A 16,602-nucleotide genomic window follows, 5' to 3' on the forward strand; every position below is an offset into this window, starting at 1 on the left:
GACAGGACCTTAGACAAGCCCCATCCTCCCAGCTCAGAAGCACTTTTCTCATGTAACTGGTCTACTCGCGGGAAATTCGCCGCGAAAGCCCGAGGCTAGTCGTACTCCAGGTCCGGGAGAGCCGAGGGGGGATCGGGGCTGCGCCAGACGACCACGACCCCGTCGTGCGCCGAGTCGGCCGCCACGGCCAGCCGGTCGAGGTCGAAGTCGGGCAGATAGCGCAGGCGGGTGAGAAACGTGGCGTCCGTGGCCGAGCGGGGCACAACACAGCCCTCGCCGTCACGGTCGAGCAGGATGAACAGGACGTCTTCGCCACTTTCGGTGACGACACGGACCTCCACCACGTCCTCCCAGGCGAGGGCCTCGACGCTCCCGTCCGCATAGTGACGAGTGACGCCCTCTTCCGTGACATACACGTAGGAGTCCGGCATCGGATTGCCGTGCATGGCCGCGATTCTTGCGAGTTCTGGGGCTGTCTCGCAAGGGTTCGCGCGCATTGGTGCTCATGCACCGGACGACCCGCCGATCGCCGGGCTCACCGCTGAGTGCGCTCGCCGCCCCACGAGTGACCGAGATGGGCCGCCACCGCCGCCCGCGCGACCTCGACCGGGCCGTTCGCGATGGCGTCGAGCAACTCCCGGTGCTCGCGGATCAGCACGTCCCTGTCCTTGTACACCTCGCGCAGTCGCACCACCCCGAGCTGCGTCTCGGCGGCCAGCGTGCTGTAGAGCCGCTCCAGCCGCGGGCTGCCGACGGCCTCGATCAGCGCCTGGTGCAGCAGCATGTGCTCGGCCACGGTGTCCGACCACGGCGCCTCGGGGGGCAGGGCGGCCATCCGGTGCAGCGCGGCCTCCGCCTCCGGCACCCTCCGCCCGACCACGGCGCGGGCCATCAGGTCCTCCAGGGGGCGGCGGACGTACATGAGGTCTTCGAGGTCCGAGAGCGTCACCTCCGGGACGTAGGCGCTGCGGTTGCGCTCGCGCCTGAGCAGCCCCTCGTGGACCAGGCTCGCCAGCGCCTCCCGCACGGTCGGCCTGGCCACGCCGTACGTCGCGGCGATCTCCTGCTCAGGCAGCGGGGTGCCGGGCGCGATCTCGCCGGACAACACCCTGCTGCGCAGGGCGTCGGCGAGCGCGCCAACGGTGGAGACGGGTCTGAGCGGCAACGTCACGGCTGCGACTCTAGCTCCATTTCCGGCCCGTGATCCGCCGCGCGTGTCGGCCCCTCGGCCTTCGGCACGGACCCGCGTTCGGGCCCTGGCTCTGGCTCTGGCTCTGGCTTGGGCTTGGGCTCAAGCCCGCGTTCGGGTACGGCCGCCGCGAGCAGGCTCGCCCCCAGCAGGACCAGCCCGGCGATCGAGACCGGGGACAGCCGTTCGCCCAGCACGACCAGGCCGAGCAGCGCGGCGACGGCCGGCTCGGTCAGGGCCAGCGTGGCGGCCGTGGCCACGGGGGTGGTGCGCAGGCCCCGGCCGTACAGGAGGTAGGACAGGGCCGTGGTGCCGAGCCCCAGGTAGAGCACGACGAGCAGGGCGCGCGGCTCGGCCGCCCACCCGGGCCAGGTCAGCGCCAGGACGGGCAGCATGATGATCGCCGCGCCGCCGAACATCACCCCCATCACCGCGTCGGAGTCGCCGCCGCGGCCGATCGCGCGGGCCGCCATGACGGCGTAGTACGCGTACACCAGCCCACCCAGCAGGGCGAACAGCACGCCCGACACCGCCCGCGTCCCCGCTTCTGCCCCGCCGCCCACGATCAGCGCCGCGCAGCCGCAGATGGCGACCGCGGTGGTCAGGGTCCAGCGCCGGGTGGGGCGACGGCCCTGCATGAGCCAGGAGAGCAGCCCGGTGAAGACCGGCCCGCTGCCGATCGCGACGACGGACCCGATGGCGACCCCCGTACGCGTCACGGCGGCGAAGAAGCAGAGCTGGTACGCGGCCACGGCCACCGCGCCGAGCAGAAGGCCGGGCCTGATCACGCGCCTGAGCCCCCTACGGGCGACGAACGCGAGCGCCGCGCCTCCGATCACCAGCCTGGCGGCGGCCAGGGCGGTCGCGTCGGAGGCGGAGCCGGTGGACACCAGCAGTCCGACCGTGCCCGCAGTCCCCCAGAGCACAGCAGCGCCGATCACGGCAAGAGGTCCGTTCCCCATGCCGTCATTGTCTGACAATTAGACACGCTTCGTCTAGTTGTCAGACAATTCTTCCAGAAGCTGGCCGATGAGCCGCGCCGCCGGAGCCGCCACCTCCCCCACGTAGTCGTCGAACACGGCCAGCCCGTCCCGGACGCCGGGCAGGCTCTTGCGTGGCAACTCCAGCAGCGGCTCGCCCTCCGCCTCGACCCCGCCCTCGACGTGGAACGCGCCCCCGGAGGCGGCGATGGAGACCTCGAACCGGACCTCACGGCCGTCCGGCAGGACGAACGTGACGCCCACGCGCGCGCCCGCGGGCGGGAAGAAGTGGGAGAAGCGCTCACTGCGCACGAACGGGTGATGTAACTCCGCGAGGATCTCCGACGCCCGGCCCAGGGCCGCCAGCAGCCCAGCCGCGGCCAGACTCTCGCTGTCCATCCGCAAAGATTAGTTCAGCGACCCCGAGCCTCACCAGGCGAACCACATCACCCCGACTGCGACCCCGACTCCGACCTCGGCCGCCGGTCGGGGCCGGACGGCGCGACGGCCGGACGGTCAGCGGCCGGACGGTCAGTGGCCGGGCGGGATCAGTGGCGCCGGAGGGTCGGTGGCCAGGCGGGCGTGCCGTTCGACGTCGTAGCGGACACCCTCGTAACTGAGCTTCCCCCGCTCGACCCCCTCGGGCAGGAACCCGGCCTTCACCGCCACCCTGCACGAGGCGGGGTTGTCGGTCCTGTGCCCGAGTTCGAGCCGGAAGAGCCCCCGCACCTCGAACGCCCACCGGGCCAGCAACTCGGTGGCCGCCACCGCGACACCTCTCCCCCTGGCCTCGGGAACGACCCAGTAGGAGACCCACCCATTACCGTGATCGTCGATCCGCGCCACGGCCACGTTCCCGACGACCCGCGCCCCGTCACCCCCGTCCGCTTCACCGACCGTCACCGCGAACGCGTGCCCCACCCCGGACCAGGCGGCGATCCACCCGGAGGCGTCCTTGAGCGTCACGACGGGCCAGGGGGCCTGCCGGCGCAGGTCAGGCGACTGGAAGGCGCGGAGCACGACGGGGGCGTCATCGTCGCGCCACTCCCGCAGCCGGACGTTCGCAGGGGTCACGACGCCCGAGATTACCCGGACTGCACCCTCTGCCCGATCGGGTGGGTGGCCTCGAAGTCGGCCACGAGCTGCTTGGGCGCGGTCAGGCACCACGCCTCGGCCACCAGCTCGAACAGCTCATCCGAGTCGATCCTGTCGAGATGCACCACCACCCAGCCGAACCGCCCCGCCGTGAACTGCACCTCGAACACCTCGGGCCGCTCACTGACCAGCGCGATCTGCTCCTCGATCGTCGCCTTGAGCCCGACGGTCTCCGTCGCCTCCCACAGGTAGGCGAACCCCTTGTCGCGCACCTTGAGGCCGACCCACTCGCCCCCGTGGCTCAACCGGACCTCGGGCAACTCGTCCAGCATCGCCAAGAACTCATCGACGGTCACACCCATGCCGCCTGTGTACCAGACCGCCCTGACACTTCAGAACCCGAGGTGGACGTGCACCTCTACGTCGAGACCCTGACCGGGAGGCCCTGCGGCTGGAGACCGGCTGGAGCCGTACGAGGGCGTGGACGCTCAGTCGTAGTACCGAACCTCGATCACGTTCCCGTCGGGATCGGGGAAGTAGATGGTCTCGGGCGCGATGCCCTGAGCCCCGAACGAGTTCGTGCCGCTCCCGGTGATCTCCACTTTGTGCTGCTTCAGCCGTACCTGGAGGGCGTCGAAATCCTCCTTGCCGACCGCCAGGCAGAGATGGTTGAGCGGATGCCCGGAACTGCCCTGCACTCCGGTGCCCTCGTCCACGCCCCGCATGGACTCGAAGGTCATCAGGTCGATGACGCACTCCGGCGAGATCCGCACGCTGGGAAAGGGCGCCTTCCCCTCGCGGAACTCCACTGCCCGCACCCCTGGCAGGCCGATCACCCGTTCATAGAAATGCAGGGAGACGAGTTGGTCGGAAACCCAACAGACGAGATGGTCAAGGCGTGCGTGCATCAAAACACCTCCGCTTCCCCCCTAATATCCGGTTTCTGAATCCCCGTGTCCACCTGCCGCCTCAGATGGCCGCCTGTTTGCCAGAGGCGGTTCATTCCGGGTTCAACGGACTGTCCTCCATAATCCAAGGCATGACGCCCTCGTCCACGGCCTCCGAACGAATGCCGGGCACCGTGAAAGCGGCTCAATACGTCCTGACGTTCCAGATGGCCTTCGGGCTCGTGGGGTTCGCCGCGGGGATCGGCGGCTTCTTCGCCACGTTCCACTGGATGCCGCTGATCCCGCTCGGCTACGTCGCCGTCAGCCTGTCCGCCGTTGGCTGGCTGCTGAGCCGCTGGTCCACGCGTCGGAGGGCGGTGCGCGTGCTGATCGTCGGCGTCGAGACGGCGTACATCGCGGGCGGCCTCGCGCTCCATGCGATGGATCCGGGCTTGACCTGGCGCGACACGATTCTCATGGTGGCGGGGTTCCCGCTGGTCGCCATCGTCCTCATGCTGCTGCCCCCGGCCGGGCGCTGGTTTCACGTCACCTCGCAGTCACGACCGTTCACCGGGACATGAAACCCGCCTGCCGCTGATGGGCCGTGGAAAGTCACCACGAAAGGCCGGAAGTTGTCGCAGGAATTATCCGGAAATCGTGACGGCAATATAACGGCCTGCCATCAGAGGCGAACTTTCCGTGCCGATACGCCCTCCAACAGGAAAGCGAGGGCCGGCACCACGTCGAAACGGGGAGATCATGAACTTGACCACCTGCCTGCGGACCGCATCGGTGATCACTCTGGCGGCGCTCGGCTCCGCCGTACCCGCGTCGCCTGCGACGGCCGCGACCGGCGCCCCGCCGCCCGCGCTGCCCGACTCGGGGGCGGGCCGAGCGACGTTCGCCTACCTGTGCGTCAATCCCAAGGACCGCGACAGCATCCCTTCAGGGCCCTGCCAGAGCTGGCGCCTGGTCACCGCCGACGGGCAACGCTTCACCGTCCCCGACGCGCTGGGCTGGGAGAAGAGCAAGAACCCCGACGAGCTGGGCGAGTCCGGCGCGCTCGCGATCAGCCCCGACGGTACGCGCATCGCCTACCAGCGGGCCGCCGACGACGCCGTCGTGGTCCGCGACCTGGCTTCCGCGCAGACCTGGACGGTCCCCTACCGGGTGCCGCGCGACTCCGTGGGCTCGCCGTTCACACTGCGGTTCGTACGCGACGGCAGCGGGCTGGCGATCACCCCGGCCGACACCGACGTCCCCTCGGTCACGTTCGCCGACGTGGCGGCCGGGACGACCCGACGCCTGCCGAAGGGCTGGACCCTCCTGGACGCCGACCCGGACACGGGCCGCCTCACCCTGCTCAAGCCACCCGGCCTGTCGGACCGCGGAGCCTTCCGCACCATCGACGGCACCCGCGGCACCACCGTCAAGATCCCGACCCACGCCCACAAGCACCTCATCTGGGGCGCCTTCGCCGCACGCGACGGCCGGGCCGCCAACCTGGTGCCCAAGCAGGCGCCCGCCTGCGGTCCCGACATGACCCCCGTGTGGCTGGCCGCGTTCTCCACCCGGACGGGCAAGATGACCACGGTCAAGCCACGGCTGCCCGCCGACGTCTACCAGGCCGACGTGATCGACTGGCTCGGCGACGAGGAGATCGTCGCCGCGGCGGGACGGGAGCGTCCGGGCAAGGCGGCCACCAAGCCCGTCGGCTCGTACGTCTACGCCCTCAACGTCTCCACCGGCGCGGCCCGCCTCCTCGCCACGCTGTCGACCCCCGACCAGATCTACGGAGACCGCCTGACCGTGGGCGGCTACCTGGGCCCGCAGAACGGCGCGGCAGCCGGCAAGACCGCCAAGCCCGGCCGCCGCGGCTGCGGCTGACGAGGCCACACCCCGAGCGCCCGCCCCCTATGCGGAACCACGCACCTGCGGGTCCCCCGCGCCGGACGCACGTGACGACCCTCACCCCTGGACGCTCCCGCACGCCGTTCTGTGCCAGGGTGGGGGCCATGCCGGAAACCACAGCGGCGACCGAGGACGGCCGCCGACTGGTCGGAGCAGGCGAGGAAGCCGTCGCGACACTGGTCGACGGGCTGGGACCGCACACCTACAGGTTCGTGACCCTTCAACGAATCCCCGACCTGCCGGACGTCTTCCTGCAGGTATGGCATGACGGAGCCGCCTACACGATCGAGCATCGTGCAGGCGGGGCCGACCGGCACTTCCAGGTCATCCTTCCTCGACAGTCCCGACCCAGTGATCGCAACCATGACCGCGTGGCCGCGCCAGGACAACGGTCGGCGGTCCATGCTCTCCTGGACCCGTTGCCCATGCTCTCCTGGACCCGTTGGATCTGACCCCGCCCGAGCCACCTCCCACTCAGCCTGGAGGCCGACGATCGGGAGTGCTGTGGGTGACCCTGCGATGGCCAGCCTGACCACGGTCTGGTTGTAGCCCCGCGACGGCCCGATCGTGGTGGACATGAATGACAAGCACAATCTGGCGATCATCATTGGCAGCGTCCGCGAGGGCCGGTTCGGCCCGGTGGTGGCCTCGTGGGTCGCCGATCAGGCCCGCGGTCATGGTGGGTTCGAGGTGGAGGTCGTCGATCTGGCGCAGGTCGAACTCCCGCTGGCTCTCCCAGACATCTCGCCGAGCCTCTCCGACGAGGACTACCCGCGTCCGGCCGGAATGGCGCCGCTGACCTCGGCCCTGGATCGCGCTGACGCGTTCATCGTGGTCACGCCGGAGTACAACCACAGCTACCCCGCGTCACTGAAGGCGGCCATCGACTGGCACTTCACCCACTGGACGGCCAAGCCCGTGGCCTTCGTCAGCTACGGCGGCGCGGCGGGCGGGCGGCATGCCGTGCTGCACCTGGAGAACGTACTGACCGAGCTGCACGCGGTGACCATTCGCGACGGTCTGTCCTTCCCCTACTACTACACGGCGTGGCAGGACGGCCGCCCGCTCGACCCTGAGTCGTCCGGGTACGCCAAGACACTGCTCGACCAACTGGCCTGGTGGGCAGGCGCACTCCGATCAGCCCGCGAGACCACCCCTTACCCGGCATGAACCCGACAACACCGACGAACGCCCCACTCACCTACACCAATGCCCTGACCCGCCGATCGCCCCCAGCCCGATCCTGAGATCAACCAGACTCAGGCGTTCGTAGACCGCACCAGAGCACGGCGCTCGAACCAGCCCCCTGCGAGCGGCTTGCCTCCTCCCACCGGGACCGGCCCTCGGGCCGCACGCCCGGCGAGGGGGCAGCCCGAGCGGCGCCAACGCCTTGACCCCGTTGAGAAGATCGTCGCCGCGAGCACTCCGCGTGTTCTTCGAAGCGACCAGGGCTACGGTCGGCTGAGCCAATGGTCGTAGTCAGCCTGGATCTTCTCCCGTCCACCTGGCTGGTCATCGCGAAAGCGCGAGAAGCGCTCGATCGCATCGAAGAGAGTGCTCACAGCGACCATGTTGCGCTCCTCGTCCATACCGGCGAGAAGGGGCCCGACAGACTCGCCGGGAAACGCCAGCATGAGCACCAGCGCCTCCCATATGAGGTTGCTGCCGCCATTCACCTGAGGTATCAGCCACTCCCGGAAAGTGTGACCGCTGCCCGCGTCAAACCCGGCGATGTACGTCGTGAACAGCTTGTACGAGCCGTCCAGTCCGTACATCCCCGGTCGTCTGCGAATCAGCTCCATGTGCTCCCGAGGAGTGTGTAAGCGCACCTGCTCAGTCCTCGCCGAAGGTCAAGCCGACCGGGCAGAAGACGCCCGTGCCACCGATGCCGCAATAGCCGTTCGGGTTCTTCCACGATCATTGCTGGTGGTAGCGCGTGGCTTCGCGCTACAGATCCAGTTGGGGGGACTTCAGCCGGCTCGAAGGGCAGCGACCGCTTCGATGAGGCCCGCTGACTCCAAAGCGTCGAGCACATCATCAACGGTCTCCGGCGGGCTGGTCCGCGAGTCCGCGATCTGCTGCACACAAGCCCAGACGACCCTTCCGTCCAGGTCGATTTGGTCCAGCACGAAGTCATCGGGCGACTTCACCTCGATATCCCATGGAGCCAAGTAGTCGGCAGGGAAGTCCTTGGGTTCGACGTAACGATGACCTCGCGCCCACCTTGATCGCCGCAGCCAGCACATGCCGATCGTCGGCGTCGGGAAGTTTCAGCCCTTCGATCAGTGGCTCATACCCCTCGACAAGGCAGTCTCGGACAGCGGAGGTCATCAGGCGCCGGAGCTTGTCGAGCTTCTCCGCGGGAATGTCGGGCCGGTTGGCGGCGAGGTTGCGCTGCATCTCGTCAAGGATGCGCCACCACGAATGTCATGGCTCAGATGCCCAACTCTTGCCCCAGCGCAGCGAGTTCGTCGGCCGCGGTCCGGCGCTTGGCGTCATCGCGACGCTTGTATTCCTGGAGATCCTCGTACTTGATTCGGCGGTGCTTGCCGATCAACCGGAAGGGAATTTCTCCCGTCTCCAGAAGTTTGATCACATACGGGCGGGAGACGTTCAGCATGTCCGCCGCTTGCTGTGTCGTCAGCTCAGCATGCGATGAAATCACCGTGACTCCACGCCCTTCGGCTGCTTGGGCAAGGATAAAGGCAAGCAGAGTCAGGGCTTCACGAGGCAGGATCAAGGGGCCCTCGTCCCCGTGCTCACCTACGACATGCACGGTCGGTCGACGCCTCACTCGCCGGCAGGCGCGATATCGACCGGGCAGGCGACGCCCGTGCCGCCGATCCCACAGTACCCATTGGGGACTTTGTACAGGTACTGCTGGTGATAGTCCTCGGCGTAGTAGAACGGGCCCGCTGGGGCGAGTTCTGTGGTGATCTCGCCGTAGCCCGCCTCCTTCAGCACCCGCTGGTACGCGTCCCGCGACGCCTCCGCCGCCTTCTGCTGCTCCGGCGAGTGGTAGTAGATCGCCGAGCGGTACTGTGTCCCGACGTCGTTGCCCTGGCGCATGCCCTGGGTGGGGTCGTGGGCCTCCCAGAAGACCTTCAGGAGCTCCTCGTACGAGACCTTCGCGGGGTCGAAGACGACCCGGACGGCCTCCGTGTGGCCCGTAAGCCCGCTGCACACCTCTTCGTACGTGGGGTTGGGCGTGTGGCCCCCCTGGTATCCGACGGCCGTCGTGACGACCCCCGGGGTCTGCCAGAACTTGCGCTCGGCGCCCCAGAAGCAGCCGAGCCCGAAGTCGGCGGTCTCCAGCCCCTCCGGGTAAGGGGGCGCCAAGGGGGCGTCGAGGACGGCGTGGCGGGGCGGCACGGGCATCTGCTCCGCGCGGCCGGGAAGGGCGTCTTCAGGTCGGACCATCGATGTCTTGTTGCCGCCGAACAGCCAGCCCATAGCGCTACCTCCATAGGTCAGATCCAGCCTACACAGAGGTCAACACTTTAGGATCGCTACACATTTCCATTCAATGGACGAAATTTGTGTTTAAAGGTGGTAATGCTCGAAACTGGAGGACATGCCTGACCTTCGGCGTGGCGTCTTGTTCGGGATCGCCGCCTACACCATGTGGGGCCTGTTCCCCCTCTACTGGCCGCTGCTCAAGCCCTCCGGATCCGTCGAGATCCTCGCCCACCGCATGGTGTGGTCCCTGGTCGTCGTCGTCGCCGCCCTCGCCGTACGCAGGCACTGGTCCTGGATCAAGCAGATCGCCCGGCAGCCCGCCAAGCTCGCCCTGCTGACCGTGGCCGCCATCGTCGTGACCGTCAACTGGGGCACCTACATCTACGCGGTCAACACCGGTCACGTGGTGGAGAGCGCACTCGGCTACTTCATCAACCCGCTCGTCAGCGTGTTGTTCGGCGTCGTGCTGCTGCGTGAGAGGCTGCGGCCGTTGCAGTGGGTGGCGGTGGGGTTCGCGGCGCTGGCGGTGCTGGTGCTGACGATCGACTACGGGCGGCTGCCGTGGATCGCCCTGACGCTGGCGTTCAGCTTCGGGCTCTACGGCCTGGTGAAGAAGCAGGCCAACGTGGCGGCCACGGAGAGCCTGGCGGTCGAGACGCTGGTGCTGCTGGTGCCGGCGCTGGCGTACCTGGTCTTCCTTCAGGGCAGCGGTGCGGCCACGTTCGGGCGGGAGGGGATGTGGCATACGGCGCTGCTGGTCGGGGCCGGGCTCATCACGGCCGTGCCGCTGATCTGCTTCGGGGCGGCGGCCATCCGGGTGCCGTTGAGCACGATCGGGGTGCTGCAGTACATCGCGCCGATCCTGCAGTTCGTCTGCGGGGTGCTGATCATCGGGGAGGTCATGCCGTCCAGCCGGTGGATCGGGTTCTCGATCGTGTGGCTGGCCCTGGCGATCTTCACGTACGACGGCTTCCGGACGGCTCGCACCGCCGCCCGGAGCCGCGTCACCACCCCGAAGGCTCAGCCCGAGCGTTCGACCACGTAGTCGCAGAGGGCCAGGAACGCGTCCTTGGCCGGGATGTCGGGCAGGCCCGAGATGTCATGGCGCGCCCGGTTCACCCAGGCGTCCAGTTCCGCCCGCGCCCGCGCCATCCCCGAGTGGGCGCGGAGCAGCGTGAGGGCCTCGTCGAGGTCCTCGTCGGCGACCGGGCCCGACATCAGGGCGGTCAGGCGGGGGTGGTCGCCGGCGGCGAGCGCGTACAGGACCGGGAGGGTCTTGACGCCCTCCTTGAGGTCGGTGCCGGGCGTCTTGCCCGACTCGGCGCCCGTGGAGGCCACGTCGAGCAGGTCGTCCCCGAGCTGCCAGGCCACGCCGATCGCCTCGCAGGCGCGGCTCAGGCGCTCCTCCACGTCGGCGGGGGCGCCGGAGAGCAGGGCGCCGAAGCGGCCGGAGGCGGCGATCAGCGACCCCGTCTTGTCGGCCAGGACGTGCAGGTAGTGCCCGACGGGGTCCTCCCCGTCCCGCGGGCCGATGGTCTCACGGATCTGCCCTTGGACGAGGCGGGAGAACGTCTGGGCCTGCACCCGGATCAGCTCGGGGCCGAGGTCGGCGAGGAGGTCGGAAGCCTGAGCGAACAGGTAGTCGCCGGTGAGGATGGCCACGGTGTTGTCCCACCGGGCGTTGGCGGAGGGCGAGCCCCGGCGCACCGGGGCCTCGTCCATGACGTCGTCGTGGTAGAGCGAGCCCAGATGGGTCAGCTCGATGACCACGGCGCCGGGCACCACGCCCGGCGCCGACGCGTCGCCGAACTGGGCGGCCAGCAGCACCATCAACGTACGGAACCGCTTGCCCCCCGCCTCGATGAGGTGCTTGGACGCCTCCGTGACGAAGGCGTCCTCACTCTCCACCGACGAGCGTAGGAGCTTCTCGACCGCGGCCAGTCCGTTGGCCACATCCTGCGCCAACCGTTCGTCCTCAATGGGAAGGTCAACCACGGGAGGCGCAGACATACAGATCCCCTTATCTGATGAACAGGCTGCTTGCAGCGTCGTTGGCTACACCGAGCACGGACTCCGGGTAGAGCCCCACTCCTACCGTAACCAGCAACGAAACTGCGATGACGGCCACGGTCCCCATACTCGGGACCGCGATGGCCGGGCCGTCGGCGGCGGGCTCGCTGAAGAACATCAGCACGATCACGCGGACGTAGAAGAACGCCGCGATCGCGGAGGCCACGACACCGACGACGACCAGGCCGGCCATCCAGCCGCCCATCGAGTCGCCGGGCTGCGTCCCGCTGTTCAGCGCGGCGGCGAAGACGGCGTACTTGCCGAAGAAGCCGCTCGTCAGCGGGATGCCGGCGAAGGCCAGCAGGAAGAAGGCGAACACCCCGGACAGCACCGGCGCGCGCTTGCCGAGCCCGGCCCAGCGTGACAGGTGTCCCGCCTCGCCGCCCGGGTCGCGTACGAGCGTCAGCACCGCGAACGCCCCGACCGTGGTGATGCCGTAGACCGCCAGGTAGAACAGGATCGCCTTGAGCGAGCCCGCGTTCCCCTCGGCGCTGCCGAACGTGGCCATCACACCGACCAGCAGGAAGCCGGCGTGCGCGATCGACGAGTACGCCAGCATGCGCTTGATCTCGGTCTGCGTGATCGCCAGGATCGAGCCCACGATCATGGTGAGCGCGGCCACACCCCAGATGACCGGCCGCCATTCCCAGTCGAGGTTCCCCAGACCCACCCAGAACACCCGCAGCACGGCACCGACGGCCGCCACGAGCGTGCCGGAGGCCATGAGGGCGGTGATCGGGGTGGGGGCGCCCTGGTAGACGTCCGGCTTCCACGCCTGGAACGGCGCCGCGCCGATCTTGAACAGCAGGCCCACGGCGAGCATCGAGAACCCGATCAGCAGCAGCGGCTCGAGCCCGGTGGCCCCGGCCAGGGCCTGGTTGATGCCCGGCAGCGAGACGGTGCCGGCGAAGCCGTAGACCATGGCGGTGCCGTACAGGAAGAACGCCGAGGAGAACGCGCCCAGCAGGAAGTACTTCATCGACGCCTCCTGCGACAGGAGGCGACGCCTGCGGGCCAGGCCGCACAGCAGGTACAGCGGCAGCGACATGACCTCGAGGGCCACGAACATCATCAGCAGGTCGTGCGCGGCCGGGAACAGCAGCATGCCGCCGACCGCGAACAGGACCAGCGGGTAGACCTCGGTCTGGCCGCTGCCGTTGTCGTGGGCCTCGGCCTCCTCCTCGTCGGCGCTGCCGGGTACGGCCGCGGCGGAGGCCACGAAGTGCCCCTCGTCGTTGATCAGCAGCACACAGACGAACGACAGGACGAGGATGACGCCCCAGATGAACAGCGACGGCCCGTCGACGGCGACCGCGCCCATCGCGGAGGCCGTGGTGGACACCTGGCCGCGCATCGTCTGCACCAGGACCAGCGCGAACGCGCCGGCCAGGCTCAGCAGGGTGAGCGGCACGTGGATGGACTTGCGCAGGTAGCGCGGTGCGAACGCCTCGACGAGCACGCCGATGACGGCCGCGCCGAAGACGACCAGCAGCGGCGCCAGCGTGCCGTACTCGATCGTCGGCGCTTCGATGGCGGGGTTCACTGGCCTGTCCCCTTCTCAGCGATGGTGGAGGTGGGTACCTTCACGTTGGTCAGCGTGTGTTGCACCGACGGGTTGATCACGTCCAGCAGCGGCTTGGGGTAGAAGCCGAACCCGATGATCAGGGCGACCAGCGGGGCCAGCACCCAGACCTCGCGGGCGTTCAGGTCCCTGAACGCCTTGACCGGCTCGGCCGTGGGACCGTTCATGACCCGCTGGATCATCCACAGGATGTAGACGGCCGCCAGGACCACGGCCACCGCGGAGATGATCGCCGCCGCCGTCAGCGCGCCCGAGCCGTGGGCCGTGCTGGAGTAGGTGCCGATCATGACCATGAACTCGCTGACGAAGGACGACAGGCCCGGCAGCGACAGACCGGCCAGACCGGCGACCAGGAAGAAGCCCGCCAGCAGCGGCGCGACCTTCTGCACGCCTCCGTAGTCGCCGAGGAACGGCGAGCCGCGCCTGGCGATGAGGAAGCCCGCGGCCAGGAACAGCGCGCCGGTGGCGAAGCCGTGGTTGACCATGTAGAGGGCCGCCCCGGACTGGGCGACGCCGGACATGGCGAACACGCCCAGCACGATGAAGCCGAAGTGCGAGATCGACGTGTAGGCGATGAGCCGCTTCATGTCGGTCTGCCCGATGGCCACGATGGCGCCGTAGATGATGCTGATGACCGCCAGTACGACGATCGGCATCGTGAACGCCTTGGCGGCGTCGGGGAACAGCTCCAGGCAGAAGCGCAGCATCCCGAAGGTGCCGACCTTGTCCAGCACGCCCACCAGCAGCACCGCCGCGCCGGCCGGGGCCTGGGCGGCCGCGTCGGGCAGCCACGTGTGCACCGGCCACAGCGGGGCCTTGATCGCGAAGGCGATGAAGAACCCGGCGAACAGCCACTTCTGCATGACCGGGTCCTGGATGGCCCCCACCAGCTCGGGGAACATGAACGACTGCTTGCCCGCGACCACGAAGAGCCCGATGACCGCGACCAGCATGAGCAGGCCGCCGAACAGCGAGTACAGCAGGAACTTGACGGCCGCGTACGACCGCTGGGCGCCGCCGTACGACCCGATCATGAAGTACATCGGGATCAGCATGGCCTCGAAGAAGACGTAGAACAGGAAGATGTCGGTCGCCGCGAAGACGCCGATCATCATCGTCTCGAGCACCAGCAGCAGCGAGAAGTACGTCTTCACCGACCGCTTGGGCGTGATCAGCGTGCCGTCGGCGGCCTTCACGCCGTCGGCGTCGTGCCAGGAGGCCAGTACCACGATCGGCACGAGCACCACCGACAGGGCGATGAGCACGAGCGCCACGCCGTCCACGCCGACCCCGAACTTCACGCCGAAGCTCGGGATCCAGTTGTACTCGGCGGTGAACTGGAACCGCTCGCCGCCGGGCTTGAACCCGGCGGCCATGACGCCCGTCAGGACCAGCACCAGCAGCGAGACCAGCAGCGTGACCTGCTTGGCCAGCTTGTCACTGCCCTTGGGAAGCAGGGCCACCACGATGGCGCCCACCACGGGCACCGCCATGAGTATCGGAAGCCAGGGTGACATCAGATGTTCCCAACGAAGAGCAGGGCGCCGGTCAGCAGGGCGGCGCCGATCAGGATGGACAGCGCGTACGTTCTGGCGAAGCCCGTCTGGATCCGCCGCAGGCGCCCGGAGGTGCCGCCGACGCCTGCCGCCAGACCGTTGACCAGCCCGTCGATGCCCCGGTTGTCGAAGAACACCGCGATGCGGGTCAGCCACTGGCCGGGGCGCATGAAGAGCGACTCGTTGAGCGCGTCACCGTACAGGTCGCGCCGGGCGAACGTGGTGAGGAAGGAGCCGCGCGGCTGCACCGACGGCACCGTGGCCCGGCCGTACCGCATCCAGGCGATGACCGCGCCGACCGCGACGAGCGCCAGCGTGGCCAGACCCGGCGTGGTGAACGGGTCGAAGTGCGGCGCCCCTTCCGGCGTGCCGCCCACGGCCGGACGCAGGAAGTCGTACAGCGTGCCGCCCAGGACGAGGTAGCCGCCCAGGCCCAGCGCGCCCAGCGAAAGGATCATCAGCGGCACGGTCATCACGGTCGGCGACTCGTGCGGGTGGGCGTCGTCGGCCCAGCGCTTCTCGCCGAAGAAGGTCATGAAGACCATCCGCGACATGTAGAAGCCGGTGATGCCCGCGCCCAGCACGGCCAGCCAGCCGAGCACCGGCTGGTGGTGCACCGCGGTCTCGATGATGCCGTCCTTGGTGAAGTAGCCGGACAGCAGCGGGAACCCGATGATCGCCAGGTAGCCGATGAAGAACGTGACGAAGGTGATCGGCATGTACTTGCGCAGGCCGCCGTACTTGCGCATGTTCACCTCGTCGTTCATGCCGTGCATGACCGAGCCGGCGCCGAGGAACATGTCGGCCTTGAAGAAGCCGTGCGTGATCAGGTGGCCGATCGCGAACGCGTAGCCCGCTGGGCCGAAGCCCGCGCCCAGCATCATGTAGCCGATCTGCGACATCGTCGAGCCGGCCAGGCCCTTCTTGATGTCGTCCTTGGCGCAACCGATGATCGCACCGGCGAGCAGCGTGGCCGCGCCGACGATGGCGACGGCCAGCGCGGCGCCAGAGCCCTCGGGGAAGAAGAACGCCCCGGAGCGGACCACGAGGTAGACGCCGGCGGTGACCATGGTCGCGGCGTGGATCAGGGCCGAGACCGGGGTCGGGCCCTCCATGGCGTCGAGGAGCCAGGACTGCAGCGGGAGCTGCGCCGACTTGCCGCACGCCCCGAGCAGCAGCAGCAGGCCGATGGCCAGCGTGGTGCCGTTCTGCACGCCGTTGACCTGGGCGCCCAGGTCCTTGAAGGCCAGGGTGCCGAACGTGGTCCAGATGACGAACATGCCGACCAGCAGCCCGAAGTCGCCGACGCGGTTGACCACGAACGCCTTCTTCGCCGCGACCGCCGCCGACGGCTTGAACTGCCAGAACCCGATCAGCAGGTACGACGCCAGACCGACGCCCTCCCAGCCGATGAACAGCCCCACGTAGTTGTCGGCCAGCACCAGCAGCAGCATCGCCGCGACGAACAGGTTGAGATAGGCGAAGAACCTGCGCCGGTGCTCGTCGTGGGCCATGTAGCCGATGGAGTAGATGTGGATCAGCGAGCCCACACCGGTGATCAGCAGCGCGAAGCTGATCGACAGCGGGTCGATGAGCAGCCCCATGTCGACCATGGCCGGCTCGCCGGGCATGCCCGGGATGAACTCGAAGAGATGGACGGCCCGGCGGCGCGTCTCCTCCCCGAATCCGATCAGCTCGAAGAACGCCAGCACCGCCACGACGAACGAGGCGAGGGACATGGCCACGCCCAGCAGATGGCCCCAGCGGTCGGTGATCCGGTTGAACACCAGCAGGATGAACGCCCCGACGAGCGGGAGGGCGATCATCAGCCAGGAGACGCCGATCACTCCACCGGTGTGCTGGACGATCTCAG

21 protein-coding genes are annotated in these 16,602 nt (G+C 68.7%); 5 read left to right on the plus strand and 16 right to left on the minus strand.

All coding sequences use genetic code 11. The features are described from left to right. Window positions 1-95: 95 nt before the first annotated feature. The 7 genes from ACZ6S0_RS35880 to ACZ6S0_RS35910 all read right to left on the minus strand — a co-directional run bounded on the left by ACZ6S0_RS35880 (window position 96) and on the right by ACZ6S0_RS35910 (window position 4,172). The gene (locus tag ACZ6S0_RS35880; protein ID WP_344876943.1) at window positions 96-446 is read right to left on the minus strand and encodes a hypothetical protein; all 351 of its coding nucleotides are present in this window, start codon (window positions 444-446) and stop codon (window positions 96-98) included. Between the two features lie 89 nt (window positions 447-535). Continuing rightward, on the minus strand, window positions 536-1,171 hold the full coding sequence (locus ACZ6S0_RS35885; protein ID WP_465923779.1) for a GntR family transcriptional regulator: 636 nt from the start codon (window positions 1,169-1,171) through the stop codon (window positions 536-538). Then, on the minus strand, window positions 1,168-2,151 hold the full coding sequence (locus ACZ6S0_RS35890) for a DMT family transporter (protein ID WP_465923780.1): 984 nt from the start codon (window positions 2,149-2,151) through the stop codon (window positions 1,168-1,170). Before ACZ6S0_RS35890 ends, ACZ6S0_RS35885 begins: the two co-directional genes overlap by 4 nt. A 33-nt stretch (window positions 2,152-2,184) precedes the next feature. Continuing rightward, window positions 2,185-2,568, minus strand: coding sequence for a hypothetical protein (locus ACZ6S0_RS35895; RefSeq protein WP_465923781.1), 384 nt, complete (start codon window positions 2,566-2,568; stop codon window positions 2,185-2,187). Window positions 2,569-2,700: 132 nt separating this feature from the next. Then, on the minus strand, window positions 2,701-3,243 hold the full coding sequence (locus tag ACZ6S0_RS35900) for a GNAT family N-acetyltransferase (RefSeq protein WP_465923782.1): 543 nt from the start codon (window positions 3,241-3,243) through the stop codon (window positions 2,701-2,703). An 11-nt stretch (window positions 3,244-3,254) separates the two neighbouring features. Then, complete coding sequence (locus tag ACZ6S0_RS35905) at window positions 3,255-3,626, minus strand: MmcQ/YjbR family DNA-binding protein (RefSeq protein WP_465923783.1); 372 nt, start codon at window positions 3,624-3,626, stop codon at window positions 3,255-3,257. A gap of 126 nt (window positions 3,627-3,752) precedes the next feature. Continuing rightward, complete coding sequence (locus tag ACZ6S0_RS35910) at window positions 3,753-4,172, minus strand: VOC family protein (protein ID WP_465923784.1); 420 nt, start codon at window positions 4,170-4,172, stop codon at window positions 3,753-3,755. A gap of 131 nt (window positions 4,173-4,303) precedes the next feature. Between ACZ6S0_RS35910 and ACZ6S0_RS35915 the strand changes: the two genes are divergently transcribed. The 4 genes from ACZ6S0_RS35915 (at window position 4,304) to ACZ6S0_RS35930 (ending at window position 7,232) form a co-directional block, all read left to right on the plus strand. Next, complete coding sequence (locus tag ACZ6S0_RS35915) at window positions 4,304-4,732, plus strand: hypothetical protein (RefSeq protein ID WP_465923785.1); 429 nt, start codon at window positions 4,304-4,306, stop codon at window positions 4,730-4,732. A gap of 178 nt (window positions 4,733-4,910) precedes the next feature. After that, on the plus strand, window positions 4,911-6,038 hold the full coding sequence (locus tag ACZ6S0_RS35920; RefSeq protein ID WP_465923786.1) for a hypothetical protein: 1,128 nt from the start codon (window positions 4,911-4,913) through the stop codon (window positions 6,036-6,038). 128 nt (window positions 6,039-6,166) lie between these two features. Then, complete coding sequence (locus ACZ6S0_RS35925) at window positions 6,167-6,514, plus strand: hypothetical protein (RefSeq protein ID WP_465923787.1); 348 nt, start codon at window positions 6,167-6,169, stop codon at window positions 6,512-6,514. A 124-nt stretch (window positions 6,515-6,638) separates the two neighbouring features. Continuing rightward, the gene (locus ACZ6S0_RS35930; RefSeq protein ID WP_465923788.1) at window positions 6,639-7,232 is read left to right on the plus strand and encodes an NADPH-dependent FMN reductase; all 594 of its coding nucleotides are present in this window, start codon (window positions 6,639-6,641) and stop codon (window positions 7,230-7,232) included. A gap of 281 nt (window positions 7,233-7,513) precedes the next feature. Here ACZ6S0_RS35930 and ACZ6S0_RS35935 read toward each other — a convergent pair whose 3' ends face one another. From ACZ6S0_RS35935 to msrA, 5 genes are all read right to left on the minus strand, one after another. After that, on the minus strand, window positions 7,514-7,864 hold the full coding sequence (locus ACZ6S0_RS35935) for a hypothetical protein (protein ID WP_465923789.1): 351 nt from the start codon (window positions 7,862-7,864) through the stop codon (window positions 7,514-7,516). Window positions 7,865-8,032: 168 nt separating this feature from the next. Beyond that, window positions 8,033-8,212: a VapC50 family PIN domain-containing toxin gene (locus ACZ6S0_RS35940; RefSeq protein ID WP_465923790.1), complete on the minus strand. Its 180-nt coding sequence runs from the start codon at window positions 8,210-8,212 to the stop codon at window positions 8,033-8,035. Further along, the gene (locus tag ACZ6S0_RS35945) at window positions 8,196-8,462 is read right to left on the minus strand and encodes a hypothetical protein (protein WP_465923791.1); all 267 of its coding nucleotides are present in this window, start codon (window positions 8,460-8,462) and stop codon (window positions 8,196-8,198) included. The genes ACZ6S0_RS35940 and ACZ6S0_RS35945 overlap by 17 nt, the downstream gene beginning before the upstream one ends. Window positions 8,463-8,496: 34 nt before the next feature. Next, on the minus strand, window positions 8,497-8,802 hold the full coding sequence (locus ACZ6S0_RS35950; protein WP_465923792.1) for a helix-turn-helix domain-containing protein: 306 nt from the start codon (window positions 8,800-8,802) through the stop codon (window positions 8,497-8,499). A 50-nt stretch (window positions 8,803-8,852) separates the two neighbouring features. After that, window positions 8,853-9,515, minus strand: a complete 663-nt coding sequence (msrA, locus tag ACZ6S0_RS35955; protein ID WP_465923793.1) for a peptide-methionine (S)-S-oxide reductase MsrA — start codon at window positions 9,513-9,515, stop codon at window positions 8,853-8,855. A gap of 121 nt (window positions 9,516-9,636) precedes the next feature. Between msrA and rarD the strand changes: the two genes are divergently transcribed. Next, on the plus strand, window positions 9,637-10,566 hold the full coding sequence (gene rarD / locus ACZ6S0_RS35960) for an EamA family transporter RarD (RefSeq protein ID WP_465923794.1): 930 nt from the start codon (window positions 9,637-9,639) through the stop codon (window positions 10,564-10,566). On the opposite strand, the gene ACZ6S0_RS35965 is transcribed toward rarD, so the two are convergent. Genes ACZ6S0_RS35965 through nuoL form a run of 4 tightly spaced genes read right to left on the minus strand, consistent with a single transcriptional unit; the run spans window position 10,542 to window position 16,555 of the window. Further along, window positions 10,542-11,531, minus strand: coding sequence for a polyprenyl synthetase family protein (locus ACZ6S0_RS35965; protein ID WP_465923795.1), 990 nt, complete (start codon window positions 11,529-11,531; stop codon window positions 10,542-10,544). The genes rarD and ACZ6S0_RS35965 overlap by 25 nt on opposite strands. 10 nt (window positions 11,532-11,541) lie before the next feature. Further along, a complete protein-coding gene (gene nuoN / locus ACZ6S0_RS35970; RefSeq protein ID WP_465923796.1) occupies window positions 11,542-13,134 on the minus strand; it encodes an NADH-quinone oxidoreductase subunit NuoN in 1,593 nt (530 codons plus the stop codon). Further along, window positions 13,131-14,690 (minus strand): NADH-quinone oxidoreductase subunit M, encoded by a 1,560-nt coding sequence (locus ACZ6S0_RS35975; protein ID WP_465923797.1) that lies wholly within the window; start codon window positions 14,688-14,690, stop codon window positions 13,131-13,133. Before ACZ6S0_RS35975 ends, nuoN begins: the two co-directional genes overlap by 4 nt. Then, window positions 14,690-16,555 carry an NADH-quinone oxidoreductase subunit L gene (gene nuoL, locus ACZ6S0_RS35980; protein WP_465923964.1) on the minus strand — a complete coding sequence of 622 codons (1,866 nt, stop codon included), beginning with the start codon at window positions 16,553-16,555 and terminating at the stop codon, window positions 14,690-14,692. Before nuoL ends, ACZ6S0_RS35975 begins: the two co-directional genes overlap by 1 nt. Window positions 16,556-16,602 lie beyond the last annotated feature (47 nt).

The sequence above is a fragment of the Nonomuraea sp. NPDC051298 genome (assembly GCF_055586305.1).

Excerpts from the sequence above, each read along its gene's own strand:
- ACZ6S0_RS35910 (WP_465923784.1), bottom strand. The coding sequence starts at position 4,172 with ATGCACGCACGCCTTGACCATCTCGTCTGTTGGGTTTCCGACCAACTC.
- ACZ6S0_RS35905 (WP_465923783.1), bottom strand. The coding sequence starts at position 3,626 with ATGGGTGTGACCGTCGATGAGTTCTTGGCGATGCTGGACGAGTTGCCC.
- ACZ6S0_RS35880 (WP_344876943.1), bottom strand. The coding sequence starts at position 446 with ATGCACGGCAATCCGATGCCGGACTCCTACGTGTATGTCACGGAAGAG.
- msrA (WP_465923793.1), bottom strand. The coding sequence starts at position 9,515 with ATGGGCTGGCTGTTCGGCGGCAACAAGACATCGATGGTCCGACCTGAA.
- ACZ6S0_RS35925 (WP_465923787.1), top strand. The coding sequence starts at position 6,167 with ATGCCGGAAACCACAGCGGCGACCGAGGACGGCCGCCGACTGGTCGGA.
- ACZ6S0_RS35915 (WP_465923785.1), top strand. The coding sequence starts at position 4,304 with ATGACGCCCTCGTCCACGGCCTCCGAACGAATGCCGGGCACCGTGAAA.
- ACZ6S0_RS35890 (WP_465923780.1), bottom strand. The coding sequence starts at position 2,151 with ATGGGGAACGGACCTCTTGCCGTGATCGGCGCTGCTGTGCTCTGGGGG.
- ACZ6S0_RS35965 (WP_465923795.1), bottom strand. The coding sequence starts at position 11,531 with ATGTCTGCGCCTCCCGTGGTTGACCTTCCCATTGAGGACGAACGGTTG.
- ACZ6S0_RS35930 (WP_465923788.1), top strand. The coding sequence starts at position 6,639 with ATGAATGACAAGCACAATCTGGCGATCATCATTGGCAGCGTCCGCGAG.
- ACZ6S0_RS35975 (WP_465923797.1), bottom strand. The coding sequence starts at position 14,690 with ATGTCACCCTGGCTTCCGATACTCATGGCGGTGCCCGTGGTGGGCGCC.
- rarD (WP_465923794.1), top strand. The coding sequence starts at position 9,637 with ATGCCTGACCTTCGGCGTGGCGTCTTGTTCGGGATCGCCGCCTACACC.
- ACZ6S0_RS35895 (WP_465923781.1), bottom strand. The coding sequence starts at position 2,568 with ATGGACAGCGAGAGTCTGGCCGCGGCTGGGCTGCTGGCGGCCCTGGGC.
- ACZ6S0_RS35935 (WP_465923789.1), bottom strand. The coding sequence starts at position 7,864 with ATGGAGCTGATTCGCAGACGACCGGGGATGTACGGACTGGACGGCTCG.
- ACZ6S0_RS35920 (WP_465923786.1), top strand. The coding sequence starts at position 4,911 with ATGAACTTGACCACCTGCCTGCGGACCGCATCGGTGATCACTCTGGCG.
- ACZ6S0_RS35945 (WP_465923791.1), bottom strand. The coding sequence starts at position 8,462 with ATGCAGCGCAACCTCGCCGCCAACCGGCCCGACATTCCCGCGGAGAAG.
- nuoL (WP_465923964.1), bottom strand. The coding sequence starts at position 16,555 with ATGATCGCCCTCCCGCTCGTCGGGGCGTTCATCCTGCTGGTGTTCAAC.